Source organism: Acidocella aquatica (genome assembly GCF_030160635.1).
GTDB classification, from domain to species: Bacteria; Pseudomonadota; Alphaproteobacteria; order Acetobacterales; family Acetobacteraceae; genus Acidocella; species Acidocella aquatica.
In genome coordinates this window covers 12,709-32,084 of sequence record NZ_BSOS01000025.1, presented here as the reverse complement: position 1 = coordinate 32,084, position 19,376 = coordinate 12,709, and the positions used below count along the sequence as shown (strand labels likewise).

21 protein-coding genes are annotated in these 19,376 nt (G+C 61.5%); 7 read left to right on the top strand and 14 right to left on the bottom strand.

The features are described from left to right. Positions 1-19 precede the first annotated feature (19 nt). The 5 genes from glnQ to QQJ84_RS06065 form a co-directional block, all read right to left on the bottom strand. Positions 20-748, bottom strand: a complete 729-nt coding sequence (gene glnQ / locus QQJ84_RS06085; protein ID WP_284257225.1) for a glutamine ABC transporter ATP-binding protein GlnQ — start codon at positions 746-748, stop codon at positions 20-22. Between the two features lie 10 nt (positions 749-758). Continuing rightward, positions 759-1,415: a glutamine ABC transporter permease GlnP gene (gene glnP / locus QQJ84_RS06080; RefSeq protein ID WP_284257224.1), complete on the bottom strand. Its 657-nt coding sequence runs from the start codon at positions 1,413-1,415 to the stop codon at positions 759-761. Between the two features lie 75 nt (positions 1,416-1,490). Further along, on the bottom strand, positions 1,491-2,258 hold the full coding sequence (glnH, locus tag QQJ84_RS06075) for a glutamine ABC transporter substrate-binding protein GlnH (RefSeq protein ID WP_284257223.1): 768 nt from the start codon (positions 2,256-2,258) through the stop codon (positions 1,491-1,493). 1 nt (position 2,259) lies between these two features. Continuing rightward, positions 2,260-2,397, bottom strand: coding sequence for a hypothetical protein (locus QQJ84_RS06070; RefSeq protein ID WP_284257222.1), 138 nt, complete (start codon positions 2,395-2,397; stop codon positions 2,260-2,262). Positions 2,398-2,737: 340 nt separating this feature from the next. Next, a complete protein-coding gene (locus QQJ84_RS06065; RefSeq protein WP_284257221.1) occupies positions 2,738-3,148 on the bottom strand; it encodes a CoA-binding protein in 411 nt (136 codons plus the stop codon). A gap of 40 nt (positions 3,149-3,188) precedes the next feature. Here QQJ84_RS06065 and QQJ84_RS06060 point away from each other — a divergent pair, with 40 nt between their 5' ends. Continuing rightward, the gene (locus tag QQJ84_RS06060) at positions 3,189-4,808 is read left to right on the top strand and encodes a glycoside hydrolase family 17 protein (RefSeq protein ID WP_284257220.1); all 1,620 of its coding nucleotides are present in this window, start codon (positions 3,189-3,191) and stop codon (positions 4,806-4,808) included. Positions 4,809-4,907: 99 nt separating this feature from the next. On the opposite strand, the gene QQJ84_RS06055 is transcribed toward QQJ84_RS06060, so the two are convergent. Further along, positions 4,908-5,294 carry a type II toxin-antitoxin system death-on-curing family toxin gene (locus QQJ84_RS06055; protein WP_284257219.1) on the bottom strand — a complete coding sequence of 129 codons (387 nt, stop codon included), beginning with the start codon at positions 5,292-5,294 and terminating at the stop codon, positions 4,908-4,910. Further along, positions 5,291-5,518 (bottom strand): AbrB/MazE/SpoVT family DNA-binding domain-containing protein, encoded by a 228-nt coding sequence (locus tag QQJ84_RS06050; RefSeq protein WP_284257218.1) that lies wholly within the window; start codon positions 5,516-5,518, stop codon positions 5,291-5,293. The genes QQJ84_RS06055 and QQJ84_RS06050 overlap by 4 nt, the downstream gene beginning before the upstream one ends. A 260-nt stretch (positions 5,519-5,778) precedes the next feature. Between QQJ84_RS06050 and QQJ84_RS06045 the strand changes: the two genes are divergently transcribed. Then, positions 5,779-6,999 carry a DNA sulfur modification protein DndB gene (locus QQJ84_RS06045; RefSeq protein ID WP_284257217.1) on the top strand — a complete coding sequence of 407 codons (1,221 nt, stop codon included), beginning with the start codon at positions 5,779-5,781 and terminating at the stop codon, positions 6,997-6,999. Positions 7,000-7,098: 99 nt separating this feature from the next. On the opposite strand, the gene ilvN is transcribed toward QQJ84_RS06045, so the two are convergent. Genes ilvN through miaA form a run of 3 tightly spaced genes read right to left on the bottom strand, consistent with a single transcriptional unit; the run spans position 7,099 to position 10,381 of the window. Further along, positions 7,099-7,611 (bottom strand): acetolactate synthase small subunit, encoded by a 513-nt coding sequence (ilvN, locus tag QQJ84_RS06040; RefSeq protein WP_284257216.1) that lies wholly within the window; start codon positions 7,609-7,611, stop codon positions 7,099-7,101. After that, positions 7,611-9,395, bottom strand: coding sequence for an acetolactate synthase 3 large subunit (locus tag QQJ84_RS06035; protein WP_408861843.1), 1,785 nt, complete (start codon positions 9,393-9,395; stop codon positions 7,611-7,613). Before QQJ84_RS06035 ends, ilvN begins: the two co-directional genes overlap by 1 nt. 47 nt (positions 9,396-9,442) lie before the next feature. Beyond that, positions 9,443-10,381, bottom strand: coding sequence for a tRNA (adenosine(37)-N6)-dimethylallyltransferase MiaA (gene miaA / locus QQJ84_RS06030; RefSeq protein ID WP_408861841.1), 939 nt, complete (start codon positions 10,379-10,381; stop codon positions 9,443-9,445). Positions 10,382-10,475: 94 nt separating this feature from the next. Between miaA and serB the strand changes: the two genes are divergently transcribed. Both serB and QQJ84_RS06020 read left to right on the top strand, forming a co-directional pair. Beyond that, positions 10,476-11,360, top strand: a complete 885-nt coding sequence (gene serB / locus QQJ84_RS06025) for a phosphoserine phosphatase SerB (RefSeq protein ID WP_284257213.1) — start codon at positions 10,476-10,478, stop codon at positions 11,358-11,360. Then, positions 11,357-12,466, top strand: coding sequence for an S-(hydroxymethyl)glutathione dehydrogenase/class III alcohol dehydrogenase (locus tag QQJ84_RS06020; protein WP_284257212.1), 1,110 nt, complete (start codon positions 11,357-11,359; stop codon positions 12,464-12,466). Before serB ends, QQJ84_RS06020 begins: the two co-directional genes overlap by 4 nt. Positions 12,467-12,604: 138 nt before the next feature. Here the strand turns inward: QQJ84_RS06020 and QQJ84_RS06015 are convergent, their stop codons facing one another. From QQJ84_RS06015 to QQJ84_RS06000, 4 genes are read right to left on the bottom strand one after another with little or no spacing between them, the layout of a single operon-like run. Then, positions 12,605-13,279 carry a lipid-binding SYLF domain-containing protein gene (locus QQJ84_RS06015; protein WP_284257210.1) on the bottom strand — a complete coding sequence of 225 codons (675 nt, stop codon included), beginning with the start codon at positions 13,277-13,279 and terminating at the stop codon, positions 12,605-12,607. Continuing rightward, positions 13,276-13,968: a histidine phosphatase family protein gene (locus QQJ84_RS06010; protein ID WP_284257209.1), complete on the bottom strand. Its 693-nt coding sequence runs from the start codon at positions 13,966-13,968 to the stop codon at positions 13,276-13,278. The genes QQJ84_RS06015 and QQJ84_RS06010 overlap by 4 nt, the downstream gene beginning before the upstream one ends. A gap of 2 nt (positions 13,969-13,970) precedes the next feature. After that, positions 13,971-14,771, bottom strand: a complete 801-nt coding sequence (locus QQJ84_RS06005; RefSeq protein WP_284257208.1) for an ABC transporter permease — start codon at positions 14,769-14,771, stop codon at positions 13,971-13,973. Then, the gene (locus QQJ84_RS06000; RefSeq protein WP_284257207.1) at positions 14,768-15,496 is read right to left on the bottom strand and encodes an ABC transporter ATP-binding protein; all 729 of its coding nucleotides are present in this window, start codon (positions 15,494-15,496) and stop codon (positions 14,768-14,770) included. The genes QQJ84_RS06005 and QQJ84_RS06000 overlap by 4 nt, the downstream gene beginning before the upstream one ends. Before the next feature lie 39 nt (positions 15,497-15,535). On the opposite strand from QQJ84_RS06000, the gene hemW reads away from it, so the two are divergent. From hemW to QQJ84_RS05985, 3 genes are read left to right on the top strand one after another with little or no spacing between them, the layout of a single operon-like run. Continuing rightward, the gene (hemW, locus tag QQJ84_RS05995) at positions 15,536-16,684 is read left to right on the top strand and encodes a radical SAM family heme chaperone HemW (protein WP_284257256.1); all 1,149 of its coding nucleotides are present in this window, start codon (positions 15,536-15,538) and stop codon (positions 16,682-16,684) included. 28 nt (positions 16,685-16,712) lie between these two features. After that, the gene (thrC, locus tag QQJ84_RS05990; RefSeq protein ID WP_284257206.1) at positions 16,713-18,110 is read left to right on the top strand and encodes a threonine synthase; all 1,398 of its coding nucleotides are present in this window, start codon (positions 16,713-16,715) and stop codon (positions 18,108-18,110) included. Continuing rightward, entirely contained in the window at positions 18,110-19,375 is a 1,266-nt protein-coding gene (locus QQJ84_RS05985; protein ID WP_284257205.1) for a M16 family metallopeptidase, read from the top strand. The genes thrC and QQJ84_RS05985 overlap by 1 nt, the downstream gene beginning before the upstream one ends. Position 19,376 lies beyond the last annotated feature (1 nt).

The following is a 19,376-nucleotide window of genomic DNA, read 5'->3' as shown; positions in this document are numbered from 1 at the left end:
CCCAAGGTCTGGCCGTGCCTTATACGACATGCTGCAGGAAATCGCGCAACCTTTCGCTGGGCGGGCTGAGCAACAGCTCATTGGGCTTGCCGTCGTGAACGATCTTGCCGCCCTCCATGAACAGCAGCCGCGTTCCGGCCTTGCGGGCAAACTCGATCTCATGCGTCACGATGACCATGGTCATGCCCTCCTCCGCCAGCGTCTGCATCACCTTCAACACCTCCTGGCGCAATTCAGGGTCCAGCGCCGAGGTCGGCTCGTCGAACAGCATCAGCTTCGGGCGGATGGCCAGCGCCCGCGCAATGGCGACACGCTGCTGCTGCCCGCCTGACAGTTCGGCGGGATAATGATTGGCGCGCTCCGAGAGGCCAACCTTCTCCAGCAAGGCCAACGCCAGTTCGCGCGCCTCGCGCCGGGTCGCCTTGCGCACGCGCATTGGGCCGAACATCACATTTTCGAGCGCGGTCATCTGCGGGAACAGGTTGAACTGCTGAAACACCATCCCCGCCTCGAGGCGGATATTGCGGATATCGTTGCGCCCGCCTTTCACGCTGAAACCATCCACCCGGATATCGCCGCCCTCAATGGACTCAAGGGCGTTAATGCACCGCAAAAGCGTCGATTTTCCCGAGCCTGAAGGGCCAATCACAACTACCACCTCACGCGGCATGATCTCGAGGTTTATGCCGTTGAAGATTTTGTGCGGACCAAAGCTTTTCTCAACATTGGAGAATTTGACGATGCTCATGGGGCTGGCCTCATAGGATCGGCATCCTTCTTTCAACATACTGCCAGAACAGCCCGACGGCACTGAGCATCACAAAATAGATCACCGCGACCGCCGACCATATTTCAACAGCCCTGAAATTATCGGCAATAATTTCCTGGCCGGTAAACGTCAGCTCACTCACGCCGATGACCAGCAGCAGCGAGGTATCCTTCAGGCTGGTGATGCACTGGTTGCCCAAAGGCGGAATAAGCCGCCGGAAGGCCAGCGGCCCCGTTATGAATACCAGCACCTTCCAAAATGGCAGCCCCATCGCCAACCCGGCCTCCGTCAGCCCCTTGGAGATTGAGAGCAGCGAGCCCCGGACAATCTCGGCGACATAGGCGGAGGAGTTCACGGCAATCGCGATAATCCCCGCGGGCACGGCCTGAATCCTGATATGCATGAGAATCGGCAAGGCGAAATAAATGAACATGATCTGCACGATCAGGGGTGTGCCGCGGATAAAGGCGACATAAACCAGTGCGGCGGCATTGACCGGCGCCGGACCAAAGGCGCGCACCATGCCGAGCAGAACACCAACTGATATACCGGCGATCAACCCGATGCCCGCGATAAAAACGGTGAGTTCAGCCCCCTGCAGCAACTGCGGAAACGCCGCGATGACAGCCGACCAATCAAAGGACATTGGGCTTTTTCCCTGATAAAAACACTAAATCCAGATTAACCGGACAGCCAGTTGCCTGGCTGTCCGGCCAAAGTGTTATTTGGGCTCAAACGTCGGCGCGATCCCGAACCATTTGATATAAGTCGCCTTATAAAACCCGTTCGCCGAAAGTTTCGACAGCTCGGCATTGATCTGAGGGATCAACGGGCTGCCCTGCGGGAAGGCCATGCCGTAATACTCACCGCTTTCCATCGGCGGCGTCAGCACCCGCACCAGCCCCTTGCCGGCGGTGTTGGCATAATAGATCACATTCGGCGTATCATGAATCACAGCGTCAACCCGCCCCGCCTGCAGCGCCAGCAAGGCATCGTCGATATTGGGGAAGCTCACCATCTGAGCGTCCTTCACATTGGTCTTCACCCAATCGACGGTGGCGGTGCCTGTTTTAACGCCGATCTTTTTGCCCGCGAGGCCGGCCGGCGAGGTGATCGCCTTGTCGTTTTCGGCAACAACAGCCGTCAGCCCGCTCGCATAATAGGGTTCGGAGAAGTCGATCACCTGCGCCCGCGCCGGTGTGATGGTTATGCCCGATATCGCAAGGTCAATATTTTTGGTTTGCAGGGCGGGGATAATGCCGCTGAAGTCCATCGGCTGCCATTTGAACTGCAGGCCAAGATCACTGGCAACCTTGGTCCAAAGATCGATATCAAATCCTTGTGTTTTTCCATTTTGGCTGAATTCAAATGGCATAAAGGAAACATCCGTGCCAACGACGAGCACTTTGCTGTCCGCGAAGGAGGCTTTCGCGCCACCGGACAAGGCAAGTGCTGCGGTGAAAATTCCGAGGAGAAGCCGACGACGCATTTTAGTATCCTTCCTGATGAATGTAACAGAGCTGTTCAATGTCGTGCAGCAGCGCCAGCGGCGTTGAACGGCCGCCAGATGAGACGGCCAGAAATCCCGGATAAACCAACTCACCCGCCACCGCTGCGCCTGCCGCCATTTAACGCGCCAAAGCCGGCCAACTCGCGCCGCGCGGGCATTTCTTCAAGGCATTACTCTGCGTAAATTGCCAAACTCTGTCAAAAACTTTTTGCGGTGACATGTCATAATCTTCATGACCCTTACCCGAGGCTGAGAGATATTGCCGGCAATCGAAATTCACGTTCACACAATGGGGCAGAATCAATGGGGTATGTCAACGGGAGCACCGCCCGCCGCCACCGGGGGCGATTCATTCCGTTTTCGGCACAAACGCCCGCAAATTGGGGATAAGTAAAAAATTAATCAACCCAAACAATTGGTTAGAATAAAAATCAGACAACCGCTTCATGTGAAGCCATCTATTTCAGCAGCCCCAGCCGGGGGATATCGATCGCCGGACAGCGGTTCATCACCACCGCCAGCCCGGCGGCGCGGGCCTTGGCCGCCACCTCCTCGTTCACAATGCCCAGCTGCATCCATATCGTCTTCGCCCCCAGCCTTATGGCATCCTCCACCGGTGCTGCCACGTCCGCCGCCTTGCGAAACAGCTCCACCATCTCCAGCGGCGCCGCGTCATCCAGCGTGGCGGCCACCTTGCGCCCCAAAATCTCCCGCCCCGCCAGCCCGGGATTCACCGGCGTCACATCGTATCCCTGGCCCAGCAAAAAGCGCATCACCTCGTATGATGCGCGCTCCGGCTTGGCCGAAGCCCCCACCAGCGCGATGCGCTTCGTGCTGGTCAAAATCTGGCGGATTGTATCGTCGGACATCTCTCTTCCCCAGTTGCGGCGCTCCGGCTAAGTCTGCGCCATGAAAAAATCTCTTTTCGCCTGTCTGGCCCTGAGCCTTCTCACCTTTCTCCTGTGGAAGGCGCCGAATCAACCCCAGGCCGGCGATGTGACCATGACATCGGGAAAATTCAACTCCCTTTCCTATGCGCCCTACCGCTCCTGGCAATCGCCGCAGGACAAAACCTACCCCACCACTGCGGAAATCTCTCAGGACCTGGCGCTCGTCGCCACCCATGCCGAGGGTATCCGCACCTATTCCTCGGTTGAAGGCACGCTCCCCACCACGCTGGCCGCGATCCGCAACGGCACCGATATTGTGGGCTTGGCTCAAAAGGCGGGGCTTAAAGTCTGGCTCGGCATCTGGCTCAGTTCCAACCCGGCGGATAATGCCAAGGAGATCGCGGCCGGCGTCGCCGAGGCCAGCGCCTACCCCAGCACCGTTACCCGCGTCGTCGTCGGCAATGAGGTGCTGCTGCGCCGCGATCTTCCGGTGGATGGCCTGATCGCCGATATCGACGCCGTCCGTGCCCAGGTGAAACAACCCGTCGCCTACGCCGATGTTACCGATTTCTGGAAACAATTCCCCCAGGTCGCCCCGCATGTGAACATCGTGATGATCCACTTCCTCCCCTATTGGGAGAATACGCCGCTGAGCGTTGATGCTGCTATCGCCAGCATCAAATCCACGACCGATGAATTTAAGGCGCTCTTCCCCGGCAAGCAGATCTCCATCGGTGAAACCGGCTGGCCCTCGCGCGGCCGCGCGCGTGGTGCGGCCGTGCCCTCGCGTGTAAACGAGGCCGTCTTCCTGCGTAAATTCGTCACCCTGGCGAACCAGGAGGGCGTGGACTACAATCTGATCGAAGCCTTCGACCAGCCCTGGAAATATGAGGACGAGGGGGTGGCCGGCGCTAACTGGGGCATCTGGAACACCAACCGCATCCAGAAATTCCCCCTCAACGGCCCGGTGGTCGAACATCCCGGCTGGCCCTGGTACGCTCTGCTCGCGGCACTCTCCGGCTGCCTGCTGTTTTGGGCCGCGGGCTTTAAAAATCTGCGCCTCGCCGTGGCCGCCTTCGCGCTGGGCAACGGTTTCGCCATTGCCTGCATCGGCACGCTGCCCATGCTCTATGACAACTGGCTGCGTCTCGACGCCCTGGTTAACCTGCCCCTGCAAGCCGCCTTCGCCGTATTGGCCATCCGCCGCGCGGGCGCCGTGCTCTCGGGCGCGGCCCTGCCGCCGGTTGCCGCCGGCGCGCAAACCCTGGCCGCCCTGCGCCGGGGAAAATTTGCGCTCACCTATGATTCCCTCTGGTTCATCTTCCTGGCCAGCGCCGCCATCTTCGAGGTCATGCTGGTATTCGGCGGGCGCTACCGCGATGCGCCGATGCCGGTGTTCATCATCCCGGTCATCGCCGCCGCGATCCGCCTCTGGACCCGCGACAAACCCCAGAAAATCTCCTGGGAGGAAATCCTCGCGGCCAACACCCTGGCCATATTCGCCGTGTTGGATACCCTCATTGAAGGTGGCAATAACCTGGACTTTGTAGCCTGGAGCATCGCCGCGCTGGTCATGGCGGCCCCGGTCATCCTGGCGCAGGAAGGCAAACGCGCCGTGCGCAAGGGGAAATTAAAGTAAGGCCAAGGGGGTGCCGGCAAATAGCATTACTCGACCATTGGCAGGGTGAACGGCGCCGCCTGGCGGCGGATTATCGTTTTGGTGCCCTGGCGGCGTTTTTTATGAGCGCGTTCTGAGCCGCAGCCACACTGCAAATGTGCCCTCGTTCATGCCACCCGTCGCCAGGCTGACCACAGCCTCGACAGCGTCTTGCGGTAAAACTTGCAGCTCGATGCCGTTTATTTTCAAAAAAAGCACGCAGCACGCCCAGGCGGTGCGCTTGTTACCATCCAGAAACGCATGGTTTTTCGCAATCCCGAACGCATACGCCGCCCCCAGCGCTGTCCAGTCCACCGCCGGATCATAACCAAACTTGTCCACCGGCCGGTTGAGCGCGCTGCTCAGCAACGCCTCATCGCGCAGGCCATGATACCCGCCATATTCGCGGATCGACTGGTCATGCAGAAACAAAACCGCATCCGGCTCCAAAAACGCCGGGCCGCTCACCGCTTCGCCAGCTCGGCCAGGGCATCAGCCTGTTCGCGCAAAACCTCCCGCGCCGCCGCCAGCTGCTTCTCCAGCGCCAGATTTCGTTTTACCAGCTTGATCCCATCCGCCAGCTCCACCAGCGTCAACTCCTGCCCGACCTCAAACCCCATCCGCACCCGCGTCTCCGCCGGAATCGCCACGCCGACGGAGTTGCCTTGTTTGCGTACGGTTACGGTGTCCATGGGGTTGCTCCGGATGTATGACGAAGCGTCATACTAGACGTGAAGTGCAAGAAAGTCGAGCTTTCGATGGCGACCTCCACGAGGACGGAAAATTCTCCAAATTGGGTCTGTCAGGCTGCACGAGAACATTGCAAAACGTTAATGTAAAATTCCCCGCACGAAAATTGACATTCCCCGCAACGGGGAACTATAAATACTCACCGCCGGCAGTCGCTTCAACATCCGCCGGCGGCAAGTATCCCAATAGAAAGGAATTACCAATGTCTATCGAGACCCTTAATATAACCATTCCCGTGCCTTGTGTGCAGGGGAAATTTGGCAGTCGCCTTGCGACTTATTCAACTCAGATTAGTCCGCTTCAAATCAGAAAAATCCTCGGTCATGACCCCCGCTCTCGGTTTTGGAAAAATCTGCCTCCAGAGATTAAAACGATTTATGAGCGGGTGCAGCGTCCCACCGTTAAGAGCAGGAGAGACGGCATTGCCGGTTACATTGAGGATCGTCTCACGCGTAACATCATTGGCGCATTTCCTGCGATCTCAATTGGAATAACGACCCCCATGGCCTTTCGGTCATTCGAAGGCCCCGGAATGTCGAAGGCAATCGGGAATTTAGAAATTGATGAAGAAGGTATTCGCATTTTGTTGGATGGCTTAGGTCGACTTAGTGGAGCCTTGGATTTAGCAGAAGAAGGCCCCGAAGGGATGAAGTTGGTAAATCAATTTGTGTTCCCTGTGACATTCTACACTCCAACAGTTGAGGCGGGGCCTTTGTCAGTCGAAGATCTTGGTCAGCTATTCATGGATTTCAATTTCCGAGTAAATCCTGTTCCAGCGCGCCTGGCGATCGCTTTAGATCAGAGTGATATTTATATCTCTCTTGCAAACAAGCTAGCTAAAGAACCGTTCATCGCGGACAATGGTGGCATGGAAATGAAGACTAAGAGTTTGGGTAAAAAATCCACGGCTCTCGTTGTTCAATCTGTTTTGCTTCGAGCAGTTCGAGGTGCTTGTGAAGGTCGAGATTTCCAGGAGGCCAATTTGTCAATGGCGGCCGACCCGAACCTTACTAATGATACCTTTGATCAGGAACTTGAATCAATAGCTGAATTTTTCACAGAGATTGCTCAGCGGATGGGGCATGATCGGTGGAAAAATCGTGAAAGCTTGCATTTGACGGCACCGGGATGGCAAGCACTTGGAGTTATTCACCATGATATTAATCATAGTGGATTGGACTTGTCTGATGCCCAACGATCATCGATTTACAATGTAATCGCGGGCATAGACTGGAGTAGAAAAAATCAGGAGTGGGCTGATGAAGCGAAACTCGGACTTTTCCAAAATGGGGAGTTGGTGATTCTCGGTGCAGGCCGAAACAATACTCAGGCAATCATTACCTATGTCCGTCAAAAGACAGGTTTGGCGGCTAAACTTGAAAGCCTCAGCAATGCATCTAAAGATAGTCTAGCTGCGGCCTAAGTAATTTTCTGGCCTAGGCCCTAATGCCTAGGCCAGAAACATTGTGTCGCAAAAGGTCAAGGCTATTCCGCTCAAGTTATGCCTGGAAGGAATCGCCCCTCACTCAATCGCCACCTTCCCCCGTGCAATCGCCGCCACCCCTGTCCGGCTCACCTCAGCCAGCCCCAGCGGGCGCATCAAATCCAAAAACGCGTCCAATTTATCCGTCGCCCCGGTCAGCTCAAATATAAAACTTTCCGTCGACGCATCAATCACCCGCGCCCTAAAAGCATCAGCCAGCCGAAGCGCCTCCTGGCGCGCATTGCCCGTGCCCACCACTTTAATCAGCGCCAGCTCGCGCGCCAGATGCGGACCCTCCTTGGAGAGATCAGCCACCTTATAAACCGGCACCAGCCGGCCGAGCTGCGCTTTGATCTGCTCGATCACCATCTCCGTGCCCGAGGTCACGATGGTGATCCGGCTCTTGCTGCCGTCGCGCTCCACGGGCGCCACCGTCAAACTGTCAATATTATAGCCCCGGCCCGAGAAAAGCCCGATCACCCGCGCCAAAACACCGGACTCATTCTCCACCAGCACTGAAATCGTCGCGGACCGCATTTTTGTGTCAGACATTATACCAGCGCCAATCCTGCATCGGTTACACCGGGGTTGCCGCCATTTTTATGTTCCGGCCCCAGCAACATTTCATTATGCGCGGCCCCCGAGGGTATCATCGGGAACACGTTTTCCTTCTCATCCACGCAGATATCGGCGATCACCGGCTTGTCCACAGCGAGCATCTCGGCAATCACCCGGTCGAGGTCTTCCACCTTCTCCGCGCGCAGGCCGACTGCGTGGAAACTCTCCGCCAGTTTCACGAAATCGGGCAACGCCTCGGAGTAGCTTTCAGAATAGCGGTTGCCGTGCAGCAACTCCTGCCACTGGCGCACCATGCCCATGTATTTGTTGTTCAGAATGAAAATCTTCACCGGCAGCCGGTATTGCGCCAGCGTGCCCATCTCCTGGATGTTCATTAAAATGCTGGCCTCGCCTGCAATGTCGATCACCAGCGCATCCGGGTGCGCCACCTGAACGCCCATCGCCGCCGGTAGGCCATAGCCCATGGTGCCCAGCCCGCCAGAGGTCATCCAATGGTTTGGCTTGTCAAACTTGAAGTGCTGTGCGGCCCACATCTGGTGCTGCCCAACCTCGGTGGTAACGAACGTATCGCGCCCGCGCGTGGCTTTATAAAGCTGCTCGATCGCGTATTGCGGTTTGATGATGCTGCCGCGCTCGCGGTTTTGCGTAAAACGCAACGAATCCTTCGAGCGCCAGAAGTCGATCTGCTGCCACCATTTGGCAATCGCCGCGCGGTCCTGCTGTGCGGGGTCCTGCTTCCATGCCGCGATCAGCGCGCGCAGAGTCGCCGCCGCGTCGCCGATAATCGCGACATCCACCGCGACTGATTTATTGATGCTGGAGGGGTCGATATCGGCATGGATTTTCTTCGAGCCGGGTGAGAACGCGTTCAACCGCCCGGTCACCCGGTCATCGAAGCGCGCGCCCAGGTTCAGCATCACATCCGCGCCGTGCATCACCAAATTGGCTTCATAAGTGCCGTGCATGCCCAGCATGCCGACAAACTGCGGATCGGAGGCCGGATAAGCCCCCAGCCCCATTAACGTGGTGGTGCAGGGGAAGCCGGTCAGCCGCACGAATTCAGTCAATAGTTTCGAGGCCTCAGGCCCGGCGTTGATAATCCCGCCGCCGGCGTAAACAATTGGCCGCTCGCTGCGCTTGAGCAAGGCGATCGCCTCGGCGATGCGCGCCGGGTCTGGCTCGGTGCGGGGCCGGTAGCTGCGGTGCTGCGCCGTGCTTGCCTCGTTATAGGGCGCGGGGTTGATGAGAATATCCTTCGGCAGATCGATCAGCACCGGCCCCGGCCGCCCGGTTTTGGCGACATGGAACGCCTCGTGCACCACGCGCGTCAGATCCTCCGAGCGCTTCACCAGATAGTTATGCTTGGTCGCCTGGCGGGTGATGCCGGTGGTGTCGGCCTCCTGGAAGGCGTCATTGCCGATCAGATGCGTTGGCACCTGGCCGGTCAGGCAGACCAGGGGGATGCTGTCCATCAGCGCGTCCACCAGCCCGGTCACCGCGTTGGTCGCGCCGGGGCCGGAGGTTACCAGCACCACGCCGACCTTGCCGGTGGAGCGCGCATAGCCCTCGGCGGCATGCACGGCGGCCTGCTCATGGCGCACCAGAATATGGCGGATCGCGTTCTGCTGGAAAATGGCGTCATAGATGGGCAGCACCGCGCCGCCGGGATAGCCGAAAATAACGTCCACCCCCTGCGCCTTCAGCGCCCGGAGCAGCGCTTGCGCGCCTGATGCCATTATCTCTGTCGTGGTGCTCATGCCGTCCATAACGATCCTGCCGCCTGCCATTGCCTAAAGGCGCACCGCTACAGGCTCAGCCCTGGCTGGTCAACCGTGCCATTTATAAAATTAACCAAACCGCCAATAAAACTTTCCGAAAGTTGCGTGAAACTGCTGATTCTTGTTTGTATTATTTGCATATCAGGGCTGTCGACAAGTTTCTGGTGCCGGAACCAGGTCATCTGCCGCTTGGTGTACTGGTGGGTCGCCAGCACCACCCGCGCTGTGGCCTCGCCCAACGTGATTTCGCCGCGCAGATACGCCCCCAGCTCCGGCACCCCATGCGCGCGCATCAGCGGCAGGCTGGCATCCAGCCCCAGGCTGAGGAAATTTCTCACCTCCTCAACCGCCCCGGCGGCCAGCATCGCGGCGAACCGCGCCGCAATCGCCTCGCGCAATACCTCGCGCGGCGGGTCCAGCAAAATCATCCGCACCCGCCAGCCTTCCAGCCGGTGCGTCGTGAGGCGCTGCCACGCCGCCAGCCCCTGGCCGGTGCCGAGCAGCACCTCATAGGCCCGCGCCACCCGCTGGCTGTCATTGGGTTTCAGCCGCAAGGCCGTCTCGCCGTCCAGCAGCGCATGCAGCGCCGGTGCGCCAAGCTCCGCGAGCAGGCGCCGCGCCTCGGTGCGGGCCTGCGCCCCGGGTTCTGGCACCTGCGCGATGCCGTTGATCAGCGCCGAGAAATACATCCCGGTGCCGCCGCAGAGAATCGGCAAGCCGCAGTTGTTCATCTCCGCCAGCGCCGCGCCGCGCCACCAGGCTGCATTGGCCGGCTCCGCCGCCGCGCGCACCCCGTAGAGCCGGTGCGGCGCCAGCGCCTCATCCTCGGGCGAAGGCCGCGCCGTGATCAGCCGCAATTCACGGTAACACTGCATCGCATCGGCGTTGATGACCGTGCCCCCCAGCGCGCGCGCCAGCGCTAAGGCCAGCGCCGATTTGCCGCTCGCGGTCGGTCCGGCCACCAAAACGAGTGTCCTGTTTTGGCGCGCGGCCGCCCCACCAGCCCCGCGCGCTGCGTCCCTTGCCCATCCACCGTTCTCTGTCCTACCAGTCTCGCCCATGTCCTATATCGTCATTTTGGTAGCCAACCGGCAAGCCGGTCCCCTCACTCAAGCCATGGCCGAGCGCGCGCGCGATTTTTGCGCCGGTCAGCATCTCAACTGGCTCAGCCCCGCGCAAGCGGCGGAATTCATCGTCAAAAACCCGCCTGACATCGCCCAGCTCCAGATGGTGCTGGAGCACAAGGCGCTGGATGTGTTCGTCACCAAATTCCGCGGCCGCCGCAAGGCTGTGCTGGTGGCGGATATGGACAGCACCATCATCACCGCCGAAACCCTGGACGAAATCGCCGCCTTTGCCGGGCTGAAAGAGCAGATCGCCGCCATCACCGCGCGTTCCATGAACGGCGAGATCGATTTCGCCACGGCCCTGCGTGAGCGGGTCGCCATGCTCAAGGGGCTGGACATTTCCGCGCTGGAGCGCACCTGGAGCGCCATCGAGTTCTGCCCAGGTGCGCGCACGCTGATTGCCACCATGCGCAGCTTTGGCGCCACCACGGCGCTGGTCTCGGGCGGTTTCACCTATTTCACCGCCCGCGTCGCCGCCGAGCTGGGGTTTGACATTCACCGCGCCAACACCCTGCTGGACAATGGCTCAACCCTCACCGGCGAGGTCGCCGAGCCGATTCTCGACCGCGACGCCAAGCTCGCCACGCTGACCGAGCTGGCGGAGAAACGCGGGGTGAAGCTCGCCGCCACCATGGCGGTGGGCGATGGCGCCAACGATCTTGCCATGCTTCAGGCCGCCGGGCTGGGGGTGGCGTATTTTCCAAAGCCGGTCGTCGCCGCCCAGGTGAGCAACCGTATTGAACATACCGGCCTTACCTCTCTATTGTTTGCTCAAGGCTATCCGGCATCGGCATTCAAGGGAGACACAGAATCATGAAAACACGCGCAGCCGTGGCACGGGCGGCGGGCCAGCCGCTCTCGCTCGAAATCATTGACATCGAAGGGCCTAAATTCGGTGAGGTGATGGTGGAGGTCAAAGCCACCGGCATCTGCCACACTGATGACTACACCCTCTCCGGCGCCGACCCTGAAGGCATTTTCCCCGCGGTCCTGGGGCATGAGGGTGCCGGCATCGTGGTCGAGGTCGGCCCTGGCGTCACCTCGCTCAAAAAGGGCGATCACGTCATCCCGCTCTACACGCCTGAATGCCGCAACTGTAAATCCTGCCTCTCGCGCAAAACCAATCTCTGCACCGCCATCCGCACCACCCAGGGCAAGGGTGTGATGCCCGACGGCACATCGCGGTTTTCCTGCGACGGCGCGCCGGTGATGCACTATATGGGCTGCTCCACCTTCGCCAATTTCACCGTTTTGCCCGAAATCGCGCTGGCGAAAGTGCGTGAGGACGCGCCGTTTGATAAAATCTGCTACATCGGCTGCGGCGTCACCACCGGCATTGGCGCCGTGTTCAACACCGCCAAGGTGCAACCGGGCGATAACGTGGTGATCTTCGGCCTCGGCGGCATCGGCCTGAATGTCATCCAGGGGGCGCGCATCGCGGGTGCTGACAAGATCATCGGCGTCGACCTCAACAACGGCCGCAAGGCCATGGCCGAGAAATTCGGCATGACGCATTTCGTGAACCCGGCTGAAATTGGGGAAGACCTGGTGCCATATCTGGTCAACTTGACCGATGGCGGCGCGGATTACTCCTTTGAGTGCATCGGCAATGTGAAGGTGATGCGCCAGGCGCTGGAATGCTGCCATCGTGGCTGGGGCACCTCCATCATCATCGGCGTCGCGGGCGCGGGACAGGAGATTTCCACCCGGCCGTTCCAGCTTGTCACCGGGCGCAGCTGGAAGGGCACGGCCTTTGGCGGCGCGCGCGGACGCACCGATGTGCCGAAAATCGTTGACTGGTACATGGACGGCAAGATCAACATCGATGATCTGATCACCCATGTTATGCCCTTCGAGAAAATTAACGAAGGTTTCGAGCTGATGCGCCGCGGCGAGAGCATCCGCTCGGTGGTGACATACTGAAACAGCGCTGCCTGAAACAGCACCGCACGGATGCTTCACCTGAAACGTCCGTGCGGAAAGCGCTGTAACCAACTGTTGGATATTTGTTTTTTACATGCGCCCTAATTCATGCGGGGGTCATGCCGGGAAAACAATTTATCACTGCCCGTAGCGTCCCAGGATCGTGCGCAGCGGATTGGCGCCGGGGTTGGCGCCCTGGCCGTCCACGACGATCTGCCGGGCGTCGAGCTGCTGCCCGTAATAGGCTTGCTCCACACCGGCATCGTTTGAGAGCACCGAGCCGGAGAGCGAGATCCCGCCGTAGAGCCCCTGGGCTTTCGAGAAGGTGAGGATATCGGCATTGATGGCGGTGGACATGGCGCCGTTGACGCCTGCCCCCAGCGTCGCCACGGCGAGGCCGGCATCGGCGCCGATCTTGAACTGGCTGTTGAGCATGGCGTTCAACCCGCCATCGGTCATGATGAGCATCATCACCTCGGCGTTCTGCACGCCGATCTGCAGGCCGAAGCTGCCGCTGCCCAGGTTGTAGAAGGCCGGATAGGACCAGCTGCCGTCAGCGGTGCGCGAGGACATGACACAACCGCCGCCCTCGCCGCCGATGAAGAAGCCGGCGCGGAAAATATCCGGGCAGACCACCACGGCCTTGGCCTTGCGCAGGAATATCTGCGCCTGGCTGCCCTCGGTGCCGCCCATCATGTCCTCGACCGCGAGGGTCGCGCTGTCAACCAGATGTTGGGGCGTGCCCGCGATCGCGGCGGCGGGGGCCGCGAGGGTGGCCGCGGTGATGGCCAGGCCGAGGAAGAGGGATTTCATGCGGAGGCTCCTTGGTTTTGTTTCGGATGGCGGCTGATGTCTTCATTTGAGGGCGGCAATGGAGTTGCGCAAGCCATGGTGGAGAGGTGTTCATTAACCGACAAGATTCGCCAGCCGTGGCGGTTATACTCCAGCCGGGTGAGGGAGATGTTGTCCACCGAGAGGCAGAGCGCCTGATGCGCGGTGAGGCCAAGCGCATAGGCGCACATCGCGCGGATGGCCCCGCCATGCGAGACGATGATGGTGTCGTGTTCCGGCGCCGCCAGCAGCCGTTCCAGCCCGGCGCCGGTGCGCGCGATCATGGTCTCGAAATTCTCGCCCTCCGGCGGGGTTTCCTGCGCGTGGATCGGCCAGAACGGATGGCGCTCGGCGGTGGAACGGGCATCGAAGGTGGAGATCGGCTGGCCCTGGAAGGCGCCGAAATTCTGCTCGACGAAGGCGGGGTCGATCAGCGGGGTCTCATCTGGGTAGCCGGCGCGGATCAGCGCGGCGGCGGTGAGCTGGGTGCGGGTGAGGGGCGTGCAGATCAGCCGCGCGGGGCGGGGCAGGCGGGCGGCGAGTGCTGCGTAGCGCGGGGCGTCGGCGGCCATGGTCTCGTCGCAAATCGGCACGTCGTTGGTGCCGTAGAGATGCTGCATCGAGCCGGGATGGACGAGCGCGTGACGGATGAGCCAGAAGCGTTGGATCAAGACTATTCCCCAATTGAGATGAGCGCGCCACGAATGCGTGCGCGGCGGAATTCGGCGCTGAAAACCACGATGGCCAGCAGCATCCAGGCGAGGTTGAGGGCGCAGGCCGAGGCCAGGTCCGGCCAGTCGGCGGCGTGTTGAAACAGGCCCGCGCGCATGCCGGCGAACACATGCGCGGCCGGCAGCGCCATGGCCACGGGTTGCAGCCAGACCGGCAGCGCCGAGGCCGGATAGTAGACGCAGGCAACCGGGGTGATGCCGAAGGCGATGGTCCAGGCCAGCGCCTCGGCGCCCGCGCCGTAGCGGAAGAGCAGCGAGACGATGCCCAAGGCGATCCACCAGCCCATGAACAGAAGGTTAACAAAAAACAGCAACAGCACCGGCCCCAGTAGCAAGATGTTGTAGTGATAGAGCAGGTAGGCGATGATTGTGGCAGGAAACAGGCCGGCCAGCGTGCGCAGCAGCGAAACCGAGAGCAGGGCCGCCAGCAGCTCCGCCGGGCGCAGGGGGCTCACGAATATATGCCCCAGGTTGCGCGACCAGATCTCCTCCAGAAACCCCAGCGTGACGCCAAGCTGCCCGCGCAGGGTGATCTCCCACAGCAATACCCCGGCGATGAGCGCGCCGCCGGTCTGCACCCCGGGCGCGCCGCGCAGATGCGCGATATAGCTGGCGGTGAAGCCCCAGATCAGCAGGTTGAGCGTCGGCCAGTAGGCGATCTCGGCGACGCGCGGCCAGGAGCGGCGGTATACGGCAAGGTGGCGGTAGATCATCGCCCAGATACGGCGCAGGGAGGTTTTCATGGTTCTTCCCGCCGCGCGATATCAAGAAACACCTGCTCGAGGTCCTCGCGCCCATAGCGGGCGATCAGCGCATCGGGCGTGCCCTGGTCGACGATTTTGCCGGCTTTGAGCATCAGCACCGTATCGCACAGGCGCTCGACCTCGGCCATGTTGTGCGAGGCGAGCAGAATGGCGGCGTTGGTCTCGGCCCGGTAGGCTTCCAGCATGGTGCGCACGTAGTCGCCGGTGTCGGGGTCGAGGCTGGCGGTGGGTTCGTCGAGCAGCAGCAGGTCCGGCTTGTTGATGAGTGATTTGGCCAGCGCCACGCGGGTTTTCTGCCCGGCGGAGAGTTCCCCGGCGGGGCGCGCGAGCAAGGCGCCGAGGTGGAACTGCCCGGTCAGCTCTGCGATGCGCCGGCGCAGGTTGGGCACGTTATAGAGATGCCCATAGACGCGCAGGTTCTCCTCCACCGAGAGCCGGGCGGGCAGGGCGATATAGGGCGAGGAGAAATTCATCCGCTCCAGCGCCTTGAAGCGGTCGCGGGCGATGTCGTGGCCCAGCACGGTGATCTGCCCGGAGGTTGGGACCAGCAGGCCGAGCAGCATGGAGATGGTGGTGGTCTTGCCCGCCCCGTTGCCGCCGAGCAGGCCGAGCACGCCGCCCTGGGGCAGGGTGAAGGAGATATCGTCCACCGCCAGCGTGTGCGGGTAGCGCTTGACCAGGTTGGTTACGGTGATGGCGTCCATGGTTTTGGATAGGCGGAGAGATTGGCGTATGTCCAGGCGATGGACCCGCTTGCCCTCTATATTCACTGGCCGTTTTGCCTGAGCAAATGCCCGTATTGCGACTTTAACTCCCATGTCCGCGAGAAAATCCCGCAGGCGCGCATGGTGGCGGCGCTGCGGCGCGAGCTGGCGCATGAGGCGGCGCGCATCGGCCCCCGGCGGCTGACCTCGATTTTTTTTGGCGGCGGCACGCCGAGCCTGCTCGACCCGGAGAATGTCGCGGCGCTGATCGGCGATGCCGCGGCGCTGTTTAGCCCGGCGGCGGATATCGAGATCACGCTGGAGGCGAACCCGACCAGTATCGAGGCCGGGCGCTTTGCCGGATATCGCGATGCGGGGGTGAACCGGGTTTCCATCGGGGTGCAGAGTTTCGAGCCCGAGGCGCTGAAATTTTTAGGGCGGGAGCATTCGGCGGGGCAGGCGGTTGATGCCATCGAGCTGGCGCGGAAAATTTTTCCGCGATTGTCGTTTGACCTGATTTTCGCGCGGCCGGGGCAGAGCGTGGCGGCGTGGCGGGAAGAGGTGCGGTTCGCGCTGGGGTTGGCGGCGGACCATTTGTCGCTCTACCAGCTCACCATCGAGGAAGGCACCAAATTCCACACGCTTTATGCGCGCGGGGCGTTCGAGATGCCGGGCGAGGAGCTGGCGGCGGCGCTGTATGACGCCACCGCCGAGGAGGCGGCGCGCTTCGGGCTGCTGCCGTATGAGATTTCCAACTACGCCAGGCCGGGCGGCGAGAGCCGGCATAATCTGAGCTATTGGCGCTATGATGATTACGCCGGGATCGGCCCTGGCGCGCATGGCAGGTTGACCCTGGGAGGGGGGCTGGTGGCGGGCGCGAAGCATCGCGGGCCGGAGGCGTGGGCGGAACTGGTGGAGACCACCGGCAGCGGGACGGCGCGCGAGGAGGTGGTGAACACCCGCGATCGCGCCCGCGAGGCGCTGCTGATGGGGTTGCGGCTGGCCGAGGGCATAGGTTTTGAGCATTTTTTCGCGCGCACCGGCACGGCGCTGCCCGACGCGGTGGAGCCGGTGATTTTGGCGGCCTGCGTCGAGGAGGGGTATCTGGTCCAGACCTCGACGCATCTGGCGGCGACGGCGGAGGGCCGCAAGCGGCTGGACGCATTGCTGCCAGCCTTGGCCCGATAGTATAGCCACAGCACCATTGGAGAGATTTATGCGTTACGTATCCACACGGGGTCAGGCTGAGGGTAAGGATTTTGCGGACGTGCTGCTGGCGGGGCTGGCCGATGACGGCGGGTTGTATATGCCCGAGAGCTGGCCACGGTTTTCCGCCGCCGAATTAAGGGCGTTGCGCGGCCTGCCCTATGCGGAGCTGGCGGCGCGGGTGATGGCGCCGTTTGTGGGCGAAGCGATTGATTTTGCTGATTTACAGGCGATGTGCCGCCGCGCCTATGCCGGGTTCTCGCACCCCGCCGTGGTGCCGCTGGTGCAGCTTGATACCGGCATCTTCGCGCTGGAGCTTTTTCATGGGCCGACGCTGGCCTTCAAGGATCTGGCGCTGCAACTGGCCGGGCATTTGTTTGAGCATGTGCTGGCGGCACGGGGCGGGCGGGTTTGCATCGCCGGCGCCACCTCGGGCGATACCGGCTCGGCGGCGATCGAGGCGATGGCCGGGCGCAGCCGGGTGGATATTGTTATTTTGCACCCCGAAGGGCGCACCAGCGAGGTGCAGCGCCGCCAGATGACCACGGTGACCGCGCCGAACGTGATGAACATCGCGCTGAAGGGCAATTTTGACGATTGCCAGGACATGGTGAAGGCGATGTTCGCCGATGTGCCGCTGCGCACCGCGATCAGCCTCTCAGCGGTCAATTCCATCAATTTCGCGCGGATCGCGGCGCAGATACCGTATTATTTCGCGGCCGCGCTGGCGCTGGGCGCGCCGGAGCGCGAGGTTGCTGTCGCGGTGCCGACGGGCAATTTCGGCAATGTGCTGGCCGCCTGGGCCGCCAAGCAGATGGGCGTGCCGATCGGCAAATTCATCGTGGCGAGCAACCGCAACGATATTTTGAGCCGGTTTCTGGCGAGCAACGACATGAGCCTGCGCCCGGTGGAGGAAAGCCTGTCGCCTTCCATGGACATTGGTGTCAGCTCCAATTTCGAGCGGCTGCTCCATGAGTTCCTGGGCCGTGACGCGCAGGCCACGGCGCGGACCATGGCGGATTTCCGCGCCACCGGGAAAATGAGCGTGGCGGAGGATGTGTGGCGCGCGATCCGGCGTGATTTCACGGGCTTCCGGCTCAGCGACGAGGCGACGCTGGCGGAGGTCGCCCGCACCTGGCGCGAGGCGCAATATCTGGCTGACCCGCATACGGCCATCGGCCTGGCGGCGGCGCGGGCCTGCGCGCCGGTGGGGCTGCCGGTGATCGTGGCGGCGACGGCGCATCCGGCCAAATTCCCCGATGCCATCGAAAAGGCCGTTGGTTTCCGCCCGGCCTTACCACCGCATTTATCCGGCCTATATGAGAGACAAGAGCGTTATGTGACCGCCCCGAACGATTTTGAGCAGGTTAAGGGGTTGGTGCGGAATTTTGCGAACAGGAATATTTGATGACTGAACAGGTTAAGATTACCACCCTGCCCTCGGGCCTGACGGTGCTGACGGAGCGGATGGAGCGGGTGGAGACGGTCTCCTTCGGGGCGTATATCGGGGCGGGGACGCGCCATGAGATGGCGGCGGAAAACGGCGTCGCGCATTTTCTGGAGCATATGGCGTTCAAGGGCACCACGAGCCGCTCGGCCATCGACATCGCCGAGGCGATTGAGAATGTCGGCGGGCATATCAACGCCTATACCTCGCGCGAGCAGACGGCCTATTATGTCAAGCTGCTCAAGGAGGACCTGGGGCTTGGCGTTGATATCATCGGCGATATTCTCTGCCATTCCACTTTTGAGGTGGAGGAGCTGGAGCGCGAGCGGGGCGTGATTTTGCAGGAGATCGGCCAGGCGAATGACACGCCCGACGATATTGTGTTCGACCATTTCCAGTCGGCCGCGTATCCCTCGCAGCCGATGGGGCGGCCGGTACTGGGGACCGAGGCAATCATCAAAGGCATGAAGCGCGATGCGCTGCCGGGGTTCATGGCCGCGCATTATACACCAGAGAACATGGTCATCGCCGCCTGCGGCAATCTGGAGCATGAGCGGCTGGTGGATATGGTGGCGCGCCACTTTGCCGACCTGCCCAAGGCCGAGCGGCATGAGCCGATGGCGGCGGATTACACGGGCGGCGAATACCGGGAGTCGCGCGAGCTGGACCAGGCGCATATCGTGCTGGGGTTTGATGCGCCGGCTTACGGCGAGCCGGATTATTACCCCTCGATGCTGCTCTCGACTCTGCTGGGCGGGGGCATGTCTTCACGGTTGTTCCAGGAAATCCGCGAGAAGCGGGGGCTGGTTTATTCCATCTACAGCTTCACCGCGCCGGCCGAGGATGGCGGGTTGTTCGGGATTTACGCGGGGACTGGTGAGTCCGAGGCGGCCGAGCTGATGCCGGTGACGCTGGAGGAGCTGGCGAAGGTGCAGCTGGCGGTGAGCGAGGCGGAGCTGAACCGGGCGCGGGCGCAGCTCAAGGCCGGGTTGCTGATGAGCCTGGAGTCAACCGGGAGCCGCTGCGAACAGCTGGCGCGCCAGTGGCAGATTTTTGGCCGGGTGATCCCCGCCGCCGAGACGGTGGCCAAGATCGAGGCGGTGACGCAGGCGGATGTGTGCGCGGCGGCGGCGAAGATTTTCAAATCCCGGCCGACGCTGGCGACCATCGGGCCGATCGGGCAGGTGCCGAAACTCTCATCCATCATTGATAGTCTGGCGGCTTGAA

Excerpts from the sequence above, each read along its gene's own strand:
- QQJ84_RS06000 (WP_284257207.1), bottom strand. The coding sequence starts at position 15,496 with ATGGACGCCATCACCGTAACCAACCTGGTCAAGCGCTACCCGCACACG.
- thrC (WP_284257206.1), top strand. The coding sequence starts at position 16,713 with ATGCGTTACGTATCCACACGGGGTCAGGCTGAGGGTAAGGATTTTGCG.
- hemW (WP_284257256.1), top strand. The coding sequence starts at position 15,536 with ATGGACCCGCTTGCCCTCTATATTCACTGGCCGTTTTGCCTGAGCAAA.
- QQJ84_RS06045 (WP_284257217.1), top strand. The coding sequence starts at position 5,779 with ATGTCTATCGAGACCCTTAATATAACCATTCCCGTGCCTTGTGTGCAG.
- QQJ84_RS06020 (WP_284257212.1), top strand. The coding sequence starts at position 11,357 with ATGAAAACACGCGCAGCCGTGGCACGGGCGGCGGGCCAGCCGCTCTCG.
- serB (WP_284257213.1), top strand. The coding sequence starts at position 10,476 with ATGTCCTATATCGTCATTTTGGTAGCCAACCGGCAAGCCGGTCCCCTC.
- QQJ84_RS06015 (WP_284257210.1), bottom strand. The coding sequence starts at position 13,279 with ATGAAATCCCTCTTCCTCGGCCTGGCCATCACCGCGGCCACCCTCGCG.
- glnQ (WP_284257225.1), bottom strand. The coding sequence starts at position 748 with ATGAGCATCGTCAAATTCTCCAATGTTGAGAAAAGCTTTGGTCCGCAC.
- glnP (WP_284257224.1), bottom strand. The coding sequence starts at position 1,415 with ATGTCCTTTGATTGGTCGGCTGTCATCGCGGCGTTTCCGCAGTTGCTG.
- glnH (WP_284257223.1), bottom strand. The coding sequence starts at position 2,258 with ATGCGTCGTCGGCTTCTCCTCGGAATTTTCACCGCAGCACTTGCCTTG.
- QQJ84_RS06065 (WP_284257221.1), bottom strand. The coding sequence starts at position 3,148 with ATGTCCGACGATACAATCCGCCAGATTTTGACCAGCACGAAGCGCATC.
- QQJ84_RS06050 (WP_284257218.1), bottom strand. The coding sequence starts at position 5,518 with ATGGACACCGTAACCGTACGCAAACAAGGCAACTCCGTCGGCGTGGCG.
- QQJ84_RS06035 (WP_408861843.1), bottom strand. The coding sequence starts at position 9,395 with ATGAGCACCACGACAGAGATAATGGCATCAGGCGCGCAAGCGCTGCTC.
- QQJ84_RS06070 (WP_284257222.1), bottom strand. The coding sequence starts at position 2,397 with ATGGCGGCAGGCGCAGCGGTGGCGGGTGAGTTGGTTTATCCGGGATTT.
- QQJ84_RS06060 (WP_284257220.1), top strand. The coding sequence starts at position 3,189 with ATGAAAAAATCTCTTTTCGCCTGTCTGGCCCTGAGCCTTCTCACCTTT.
- ilvN (WP_284257216.1), bottom strand. The coding sequence starts at position 7,611 with ATGTCTGACACAAAAATGCGGTCCGCGACGATTTCAGTGCTGGTGGAG.
- QQJ84_RS06005 (WP_284257208.1), bottom strand. The coding sequence starts at position 14,771 with ATGAAAACCTCCCTGCGCCGTATCTGGGCGATGATCTACCGCCACCTT.
- QQJ84_RS05985 (WP_284257205.1), top strand. The coding sequence starts at position 18,110 with ATGACTGAACAGGTTAAGATTACCACCCTGCCCTCGGGCCTGACGGTG.